Below are 9029 nucleotides of genomic sequence, written 5' to 3'. Positions count from 1 at the left end.
CCATGGATACCTCCATGCCGCCGAACTTGCTGCGCCACTTGTAGAACGTCGCCGAGCTGATGCCGTGGTCGCGGCAAAGCTCCGGTACGGGCGTGCCGGCCTCCGCCTGCTTGAGTACGGCGATGATCTGGCTGTCGGTGAAGCGGGACTTCTTCATGGAACCTCCTCGGGAAAGACTACGAGAAAATTCCACTTCTGGGGTCAGCTAATCGGCGGGGGGATTACCCTCCCTGCGGCGCCTGCATCAAGCGCTTTCCTCAAGAGAGCGTCGTAGAGCTCGAGTCGGAATCGCTGGCTGAGCAGCAGCATGCACAACCAATAGAAGAACATCAGCCCCGCGAACAGGACGATCTGCGTCCAGCTCGGGTGTGGCGGCCACTGCATGTCCTTGAACTGAACCACGAGCGCGGCGAGAGCAGGCAACGCACCGAGCTTCTCGATCCCGCCCGTTGCCAAAGGCAGCTTGCTGCGAAAGCGTTCCAGCCGATGGCTGGCGAAGGCGCTCATCGCCGTCAGGCGATCCGGTGGGAATGAGCGCAGCCAAGAGATCAGGCCTTCATGGTGCGGCATGTCGAAATCCAGGGTTTCGGCGTATGCCCGACGTTCGTGGGCAACGGTGAGTTGAAGTCGGAAGCTGCGCGGTAACAACTAGGACCGCTCCCGCGACCTCGATGGCTAGTAGCGCCAACATGACGAACGCCACCCAGGGCGCGTGCGAACGCATTTTCCCGAGGAGCAGGCCCAACGTGCCCGCAACGGCCACGAGTGCGTATCCCCACCGCACGCGGCGAGTGGGCATGATCTGATAAGAAGGATGCTCGGGCAGCGCTTCTATGCGGTCGTCCAACGAGACGAAGGCAAGTGCTGACTCTTCCATGTCGGTTCCCCTGTGGTTGACGGCGAGCGGTCTTCCAAGCCTGCCAGAGTCGGGCGGGTCAAACGCACTTGGTTGCCTTGATCGAAGTGCATGCGGGTGGTTTGTCCGGTGCGAAGCTCTCGGAGCCGGGTGCGTGGAGCTTTTCGGCGGCACGCGGGACTCTGAGCGCGGCGTTTGGGTCTTTCCGGGCGACGGGCGGGACTCTGAGTGCGGCGTTTGAGTCTTTTTCGGTGGCGCGTGGGACTCTCAGCTTGGCGCTCGCGTCTTTTCCGGTGGCGCTTGGGACTCCCAGCCTGACGCGACGGGGGCCAACGCGGTCAGCGCCCGCCCGCGCGCTTCAGTTCAGGCTCGTCAGCAGCGCCTCAAAGCGGGGCTTGCCGCGCAGCGACGCGAGGTCGCTGTCGTTGGCCATCCACGCACGGTCGCCCCAGCCGAGCTGCACGGCGCGTTCGAGCAGGTCGATGGCGCGGTCGTGTTCCTCCAGCACCGCGAACGTGCAGGCGGCGTTGTAGAAGATCATGGGCTCGTCCTCGCTCGAGCGCAGCGCGAGGTTGGCCCATTCGATGGCCTTGGCCTTTTCGCCCAGCGCCGCGAAGCTCGCGGCGCCCATGTAGCGGGCGCGCGCGTCGTCGGGATTGGCTGCGAGGGCGCGCTCGATCAGCTCGAGCGCACGATGGCGTGTCTTCGTCTCGTCGTCCTTGCGGCCCATCTCGCTGTACGCCTGGGCCAGGTAGACCTGCGGCAGGTAGTCGGTGGGGCTGACCTCGGCGGCGCGCAGGTACAGCCAGGCGGCCTTCTGGAAATTGCCCAGCGAGCTGCAGATCATGCCGTACATGAAGCAGCCCTCGAGCAGGTTCGGGTTGAGCATCATGGCCGTCTCGAACTGCCGCTCGGCCTCCTGGTAGCGCTGGCTGATGTACAGCGCCAGGCCGCGCGAGGCGTGCGCCTCGGCCGAGTCCGAGTCCATCTGCAGGGCGCGCTCGCTGGCCTCCATGGCCCGGTCGACGTGCTCGGGGTTCCGGTCCAGGAAGCGGTGGCGCATGACGTAGGCATCGGACAGGCCGGCCCAGGCCGCGGCGTACTTCGGGTCGCGTGCGATGGCGCGCTCGTACATGGCGATGGCGCGCAGCGAGTCGCGGCGGTTCCAGGCGTAGAAATGCCTGCGCCCGCGCAGGTAGAAGTCGTACGCCTGCACGTCGGCGGTGGCGACGTACTGGATCGCGCGGCGCTCCTTCGGCGAGAGGGTGACCTTGAGCGCATCGACGATGCTCTGGGCGATGTCGTCCTGGATGGCGAACACGTCGCGCAGCTCGCGGTCGTAGGTCTCGGCCCACAGGGTCGAGTCGGAGGCCACGTCGATCAGCTGGGCGGTGATGCGCACGCGGTTGCCTGCCCGGCGCACGCTGCCCTCGAGCACCGTGCCGACGTCCAGCTTGGCCGCGATCGTCTGCAGGTCGGCCTCCTTGCCCTTGAAGAAGAACGAGGAGGTGCGCGAGGAGACCTTGAGCTGCGGCAGCTTGGTCAGCAGGCTGAGGATCTCCTCGGCGATGCCGTCGCTGAAGTACTCGTTTTCCACGTCGCCGCTCATGTTGACGAACGGCAGCACGGCGATGCGGCGGCGGTCGGGGTCGCCGTCCGGATGGCGGCGTGGACGGGGCGCGTCGCGCTCGGCCGCGAAGGCCTCCGTCGGATGTTTTTCAACCACGCCGGCGATCAGGCGGTAGCCCAGGCCGTGCACGGTCTGGATGTAGCGCGGCTCCGCCGCTTCGTCGCCGAGCTTCTGGCGCAACTGCGAGATGATCCGGCTCAGCGATGCCGGCGTGACGCACTTGTGCCCCCACACGTGTTCGAGCAGGTCGTCGTGCCGGATCAGCTCGCCCGGATGGGTGACGAACTGAAGCAGCACGGCGTAGGCCTTGGGCTCCAGTTCGAGCTCGTGGCCATCGCGCAGCACGCGGTGGGCCGCCGGCTCGACGCGGATGTCGCCGAACGCGTAGTCGACCCGTGGACTGTTCGATTCTATGGCCACGAGGCCGCCATATCACAGCGGCGGTCAAGGAGGGATCGAACGCGCGGGCGGGCGGTGCGGCGGCGAAAAGCGGACCCGGCGCGACATTTCCTCCAGGCTCGATCGGTGTGGGCGTCGGCGCGCATGCGGTGCGGGCGGGGGCAGGGCGCCGGTCATGCACCCTGGTGAGTGGGCAGGGGACGCATGCGTCGATCGCGGGCGAAGGGTCGGGTCGCGACCGTCTGGACCGGATGAAGCGGCACCCGCAGGGCCTTCCCTGCCCATGGAACAACCGCGTCGGAAATCCTCAGGGAATCCGCGCGGATCCCTCCGGGGTTCCTCAAGCAAGCGGCATGGCCCCCGACCCAGAATCCTCCCACGGACATCGGCGTCCGTCGGGAGGCTTCCATGAAACACCTGATCAATGCCACCACACTTGCGCTCGGTCTCGTCGCCGCCGGCGGCGCCAGCGCGGCCCAGGACCAGACCCAGGCCACCAACTTGCGCGATGTCACGGTCTACGCGGTCCCGGGCCAGTACGACACCTACGTGGCCAACCTGCACACGGGCTACACACTGCATGCGCTCGTCGGCAACACGCACAGGCAGTACGTGCAGGCACGGCAGGCGGCCGACCGATCGGAGTCCGCGCGGATGAGCGGCGTCCCCGTGACGCATGTCGCTGTCGCCATCGACAACGCGTCGGGCCCCGGCGTGGCCAAGCGGATCCAGCTGATCGACGGCGCCCGCAACACGGTGTCCATCGTCGATGTGTACTGCAAGCGGACGATGCCCTCGGGGGGCGCGCGCTGCACCCTGGCTCCGCGGCTGATGCAGTCCGGCGTCGAGAGCCGGCCCGTGGCATCGACGCAGGCGGTCTATCCCCGCGTCGCCGAGGTGGATCTGCGCGACTAGGCAGCGATGTGCATGAAAAGGCGCCGGATGCACTGATCGTACGGACCGGTGACTCCCCCACGTGCCGGGCCGTTCGAGAGAACCGGGGCAGACTCGACTTCCCCCTCGAGTGCTGCCCCGGCCGGTCACGGTTGCGGCTGCACCAGGCGCTTTCGGACCGACCCTCGCCCCGCAAGGCAGACTGCGCGCATCGCAACCGTGGAGTGCCTGCGTGACCATCGAAACGCAAGAAGACGTCGACGCCCTGAAGCGGGTCGGCCCGGTCGTGTCGCTGACGCTGCAGGCCATGCTCGATGCCGCGAGGCCGGGGATGACGACCGGCGAGCTGCACCTGGCCGGCGAGCGGCTGCTGGCCGATCACGACGATCGCGATGCCGGGCTCAGCCCGCCCGGCCCCTGACCAGCTCGCAGCCATTCCCCAGGTCCGCGTGGTCGTAGTCGACCCACGCGTTCCCTTCCTGCCACACCGGATGGATGATGCGCGGCCGGTAGCGCCAGGTCGGGCTGAACAGGCTGCGCGAGCGGTCGTGACTCGGGAAGCCGACGCCTGCCATGTCGGCGAGCGTCGCGAAGGTGTCGGCGCTGGTCGCGCGCTTGTTCGCGTTGGCGCGGAGCGTGGCAACCTTTCCCGGGAACGCCTGCGCGTAGGCATCCGAGTACCAGAACAGCGTCGGAACCGGGAACTCGTAGCGGAAGCCGTGGCCATGCTCGGTCATGGCGCAGGTGGCCGTCGGCAGGGTTTCGCCGTGGTCGGACTGGTACCACATGGCTGTTACCGCGTCGGTCCGCTCGAGCACGTCGGTGGTCTGGCTCAAGACGTGATCGGTGTAGCGGACGGTGTTGTCGTAGCTGTTGGTGACACGCTGATAATCGGTGGCGAGCGGGCCGCCGTCCTGCACGGTGGGCACGAAATGCTTGAAGGCGTCCGGGTAACGGCTGTCGTAGTTTCCGTGGCTCCCGATCGTGTGCAGCACCACGAAAAGGTCGCCGTGGGTCTCGCGCACGATCTCGGCGAGCCGCTCGGGCAGGCTGCTGTCGTACTTCTGCAGGGTCAGCCACTCCAGGTGCTGCGCTTCCTCGGCGTAGACCGTGATGGGCGAGTTCCAGTCGCCGCTCGGGCTCTGGTTCGAAAGCCACCAGGTGTCGAAGCCGGCTTCCCGCATGAGGCCGACGACGGACTGCTCCTCGAACGGCTGGAACAGGCCCAGCTGCGGCGGCCTGCGTGTGAGCAAGGCTGGCACGCCGCCGATCGACATCGGCCAGGGCGACACCATGTCGGTGACCGGGATCACGTGCCCGGTGTGCGACAGCTCAGGATTCGTGGGGCGGCCATAGCCGAACAGTTGCCAGTGGTCGCTCCGGCTGCTTTCGCCGATCACCAGCACGTAGATCTGCCGTCGGTCCGGGTGCACGGCACGGTAGGCGTGAAACCGGAAGCGCTGCGTCCTGGCGATCGCTGCCTGCGCGCGGACGCGGTCGCTCCACCAGACGCCTAGCGTGAGGGGAATGCCGAACGGGTAACTGTCCTGCGCGATCCGGAACGAGCGCGAGTCCACGTCGTCGCCGCCCGCGAGCCGGGCGGCGGGCGGCTCGCGGCTCGCCGCGACCTGCAAGCTGGCGAACGCGATCACCGGCACCGCCGCGAGCGCGATCAGCGTGGTATGGACGCGTCGGGAGCTCACCAGTTGCAGGCCGGCGCGCGCGCCGAGCCGGCCGGCGACGATGGCGAACGCGCCGGCGGCCAGGGACAGGGCAACCAGGACCCACAGCCAGGGGCCCAGGAAGTCGGCGGCCTCCGCAGGGTTGGTCGCCATGACCGTACCCACCACTGCTTCGGTGACGGGCGAGCGGTAGCGCAGGATGTAAAGCGCCACCGTCGGCACCAGCGCGGCAAAAGGCGCCATCAGCAGGCAGGCCAGCCGGGGGCGGCGCCCGAGCACGGCAAAGTAGGCCAGCAGCATGGCCGCCGGCGCGACGAGGCTGGCCGCGACCCACGAGGGCTTCTTGACGTGCGTGCTCGCGACCACGAGCGCCACGTTCGGAATCATCAGCAGCAGAGCGAGCACGGCGATCGAGGCGAGTGCGACCCGTCGCCTGGTCAGCCACGCGTGGTCCATCCCGATCATCGTCGTCACCGCATCGGAAGAAGGTCGACAAAAGCGGTCGAGGCAGCCGGCGGCACCGGGCAACCCGAGCGGACCGGGCGCCCTCCGAGCGGTTCGGTGGACGGACAACCTCGACACCGGAAGGCTGCAGACCGCAGGCCCCGGTCAGCGGTTACCAACGATGACCCTCGGGGCTGAGTTTTCGATTAGCGGTGGCCGTGTCGTGACTGCGGCGAAACGCGGTGAAGGCCCGGGTCACGAACAGCCCGTGCATGCGCGCGGCCGGTCAGCCTGTTCATGGCTCGCCGGGTCTTCAGCCTGCCTCCCACGCCGGCGCGCGAGTTCGCGTGGGCGTGCTGGAAAGCCTATCGCTCGCCCGCATATAGGCCGAGGCTACGGTGTAGACAAGGTGGTGTCCCTTGCCGGCGCGAACGGTCGCGATCGTCATTCACGAGGGCGTGCAGGCGCTGGACCTCGCGGGCCCGGTGGACGTGTTCGCCGAGGCGAACGCCTACCTGGCTGCCGATGATCGCTACGAGGTCCGGCTGGTCGCGGCGGACCGCCAGCCGCTGCGTGCGTCCAACGGCATGCAGATGCTGGCCGATCTGGCCTTCGAGGAAGCCGTCGGCGGTTACGACGTCGCGCTGGTTGCCGGCGGGCCGGCGCTGCCGGGGGCCGAGCCCGACCCGCGCCTGACCCGCTGGGTGCGGGCGATGCCGGAGTGCGCGGAGATCTATGGATCGATCTGCACGGGCGCCTTCCTGCTTGGCCACGCCGGCCTTCTCGATGGGCGGCGCGTCACCACGCACTGGCAGATCTCCGGAGCGCTCGCGACGCGGTTCCCTGCGGCCAGGGTCGAGTCGGATGCGATCTACATCCGCGATGGCCGCCTCGTGACCTCGGCCGGCGTCACCGCCGGGATCGACTTGGCGCTGGCTTTGGTGGGGGAGCGCCACGGCGCGGATGTGGCCTTGAAGGTCGCCAAGCGGCTGGTGGTCGTGGCCCAGCGCCAGGGCGGGCAGTCGCAGTTCAGCCCCTACCTTGCGGCGCCGGCGGACCGGGACTCGCCGATCGCGCGGATCCAGGCCCATGTCATGGCGAACGTCGCTGCGCGCCACACGCTGGCGTCGCTTGCCGCCGTGGTCGGGATGAGCGCGCGGAACCTCGCGCGGCACTTCGTGCGGGAGGCTGGCGTGACGCCGCATGAATTCGTCGAGCGCGTGCGCGTGGATGCGGCACGCATGCTGCTGGAGGGAAGCGACCGGCCGTTGAAGACGGTGGCCTACGACTGCGGGTTCGGTTCCGCGGACCGCATGCGGATCGTCTTCTCCGCTCGCCTCGGGGTCACCCCGGCGCAGTACCGGGCCAACTTCCGGCCGGCGGGTCCGCGCTAGCTCTTCGCTCGGAGACACGCGGTCGCGCTGTCCCGCACGGAGACACCGCCAGCGGCGTTGTCGTGAAACGACGTGCGCTTGTCCGGATCGGCGGTGACGTCCCCATTGGTCGCCCGCGGGTGCGCACCCACAATGACGCGCACCCGGCACGGTGCCCCGGGGCCTCGCAGCACGAGCGCGCGCGGCCACCTTCGTGCCCCCGCCCCTCGGAGGACCATTCCCATGCCCGAAGTCATCGCCGGTGTCCGCGTGCCCGACAGCGCGATCGCCCGCGCGGCGACCCAGCTCGTTCGCGATACGGAGGACGACCTTCTGTACAACCACAGCCGCCGGGTGTTCTTCTGGGGTGCGCTCGCCGGCGCCCGACGTGGCCTGAGCTTCGACGCCGAGCTGCTGTACCTCGGCGCCATGTTCCACGACATGGGCCTCACGCCTCGCCATGCGAGTCCCGACCTGCGGTTCGAGGTGGATGGCGCCAACGCCGCGCGCGACTTCATGAGCAGCCACGGCATGGCCGGGCGGGACATCGAGGACGTCTGGACCGCCATCGCGCTCCACACGACGCCCGGCATCCCCGAGCACATGCGGCCGACGATCGCGCTGGTGACGGCCGGCGTGGAGATGGACGTGCTGGGCATCGCCTACGACGACTTCACGCGGGAGCAGCGCGAGCACGTCTGCGCGCATCACCCGCGCGAGGCGAACTTCAAGGAGAACATCATCGACCACCTCGCCAACGGCCTCATCGGCAAGCCGCGGACGACGTTCGGCAACGTCAAGGCGGACGTGCTGGCGCTCAAGGACATCCATTACGTCCGCCGGAACTTCTGTTCGATGATCCTGGGCTCGGCCTGGCCGACCTGACCGCCGCTTTCACCGTAGGAGCCCATCATGGCCGTTCGCACCTTCCTCGTCACCGGCGCCAGCAAGGGCATCGGGCGTGCGCTTTCGCAGCGGCTCGCCGACGCCGGCCACCACGTCGTGGGCATCGCCCGCGAGCCGGACGCGAGCTTCCCCGGCACGCTGGTATCGATCGACATGGGCGACACCCGCGCCTTGGCGAGCGCGCTGGCGGACCTCGCCGGGCGCTATGCCTTCGACGGCGTGGTCAACAACCTGGGCCTGGCCCGGCTGCACCCGTTGGGGCAGATCGACCTCGGCGACGTCGACGCCATGATGCACGTCAACGTACACTCCACCATCCAGACCGTGCAGGCGCTCCTGCCCACCTTGAAGGCGAAAGGTTGGGGCAGGATCGTGAACGTGACCAGCCTGGTGACGGTGGGCATTCCCAACCGCAGCGGGTATGCGGCCGCCAAGGCCGCCGTGAACAGCCTCACGCGCACCTGGGCGATGGAGCTGGCGGAGACCGGCATCACGGTCAACGCGGTGGCGCCGGGCCCCGTCGAGACCGAGATGTTCCGCCGCAACACGCCGGCGGGAAGCGAGGCCGAGGGCCGGTTCCTGTCCATGATCCCGATGCGGCGCCTGGGCAAGCCTGAGGAAATCGCGGCGGCGATCGCCTTCCTGCTGTCCGACGAGGCCGGCTTCATCACGGGGCAGACCTTGTTCGTCGACGGCGGCGGGTCGATCGGCAGGACCGCGCCGTGATCGGCTGAGCGGGGCGGGCACGCACCGGGCCTTCCGTGCCCGCTACCGCCGGAGTCGACGGGGCAGGTCCGCTCGCCGCGGCTTGCGCGCCGGCGAATCCCCGCAAGCGCGTGCAAGTG

The 9029-nt window shown here is 68.7% G+C and carries 9 protein-coding genes; 5 read left to right on the top strand and 4 right to left on the bottom strand.

What is annotated here, in order from left to right; translation table 11 throughout:
* From WAT24_RS10600 to WAT24_RS10590, 3 genes are all read right to left on the bottom strand, one after another.
* Positions 1-157 (bottom strand): transposase (locus tag WAT24_RS10600; protein WP_336807839.1); only part of this gene is annotated, 157 nt, incomplete at its 3' end.
* A 44-nt stretch (positions 158-201) separates the two neighbouring features.
* The gene (locus WAT24_RS10595; protein ID WP_336807834.1) at positions 202-570 is read right to left on the bottom strand and encodes a hypothetical protein; all 369 of its coding nucleotides are present in this window, start codon (positions 568-570) and stop codon (positions 202-204) included.
* 644 nt (positions 571-1214) lie between these two features.
* Entirely contained in the window at positions 1215-2906 is a 1692-nt protein-coding gene (locus WAT24_RS10590) for a TPR end-of-group domain-containing protein (RefSeq protein ID WP_336807833.1), read from the bottom strand.
* A 387-nt stretch (positions 2907-3293) separates the two neighbouring features.
* Between WAT24_RS10590 and WAT24_RS10585 the strand changes: the two genes are divergently transcribed.
* Both WAT24_RS10585 and WAT24_RS10580 read left to right on the top strand, forming a co-directional pair.
* On the top strand, positions 3294-3800 hold the full coding sequence (locus tag WAT24_RS10585) for a hypothetical protein (RefSeq protein WP_336807832.1): 507 nt from the start codon (positions 3294-3296) through the stop codon (positions 3798-3800).
* A 211-nt stretch (positions 3801-4011) separates the two neighbouring features.
* Positions 4012-4200: a hypothetical protein gene (locus tag WAT24_RS10580; protein ID WP_336807831.1), complete on the top strand. Its 189-nt coding sequence runs from the start codon at positions 4012-4014 to the stop codon at positions 4198-4200.
* Here the strand turns inward: WAT24_RS10580 and WAT24_RS10575 are convergent.
* Positions 4181-5989, bottom strand: coding sequence for a phosphoethanolamine transferase family protein (locus tag WAT24_RS10575; protein WP_336807830.1), 1809 nt, complete (start codon positions 5987-5989; stop codon positions 4181-4183). The two genes, WAT24_RS10580 and WAT24_RS10575, sit on opposite strands and share 20 nt — an antisense overlap.
* A 335-nt stretch (positions 5990-6324) precedes the next feature.
* Between WAT24_RS10575 and WAT24_RS10570 the strand changes: the two genes are divergently transcribed.
* The 3 genes from WAT24_RS10570 (at position 6325) to WAT24_RS10560 (ending at position 8910) form a co-directional block, all read left to right on the top strand.
* A complete protein-coding gene (locus WAT24_RS10570) occupies positions 6325-7299 on the top strand; it encodes a GlxA family transcriptional regulator (protein ID WP_336807829.1) in 975 nt (324 codons plus the stop codon).
* A gap of 222 nt (positions 7300-7521) precedes the next feature.
* Entirely contained in the window at positions 7522-8163 is a 642-nt protein-coding gene (locus WAT24_RS10565; protein ID WP_336807828.1) for an HD domain-containing protein, read from the top strand.
* Positions 8164-8190: 27 nt separating this feature from the next.
* Positions 8191-8910, top strand: a complete 720-nt coding sequence (locus WAT24_RS10560; RefSeq protein WP_336807827.1) for an SDR family oxidoreductase — start codon at positions 8191-8193, stop codon at positions 8908-8910.
* Positions 8911-9029: the final 119 nt, after the last annotated feature.

The sequence above is a fragment of the Fulvimonas yonginensis genome, assembly GCF_037137055.1.
GTDB classification, from domain to species: domain Bacteria; phylum Pseudomonadota; class Gammaproteobacteria; order Xanthomonadales; family Rhodanobacteraceae; genus Frateuria_A; species Frateuria_A yonginensis.
Note: the sequence above shows the minus strand (reverse complement) of the source record. Positions and strands in the feature narration are given on the sequence as shown.

Coding starts and splice junctions, on each gene's coding strand:
- WAT24_RS10585 (WP_336807832.1), top strand. CDS start 3,294: ATGAAACACCTGATCAATGCCACCACACTTGCGCTCGGTCTCGTCGCC.
- WAT24_RS10560 (WP_336807827.1), top strand. CDS start 8,191: ATGGCCGTTCGCACCTTCCTCGTCACCGGCGCCAGCAAGGGCATCGGG.
- WAT24_RS10595 (WP_336807834.1), bottom strand. CDS start 570: ATGCCGCACCATGAAGGCCTGATCTCTTGGCTGCGCTCATTCCCACCG.
- WAT24_RS10565 (WP_336807828.1), top strand. CDS start 7,522: ATGCCCGAAGTCATCGCCGGTGTCCGCGTGCCCGACAGCGCGATCGCC.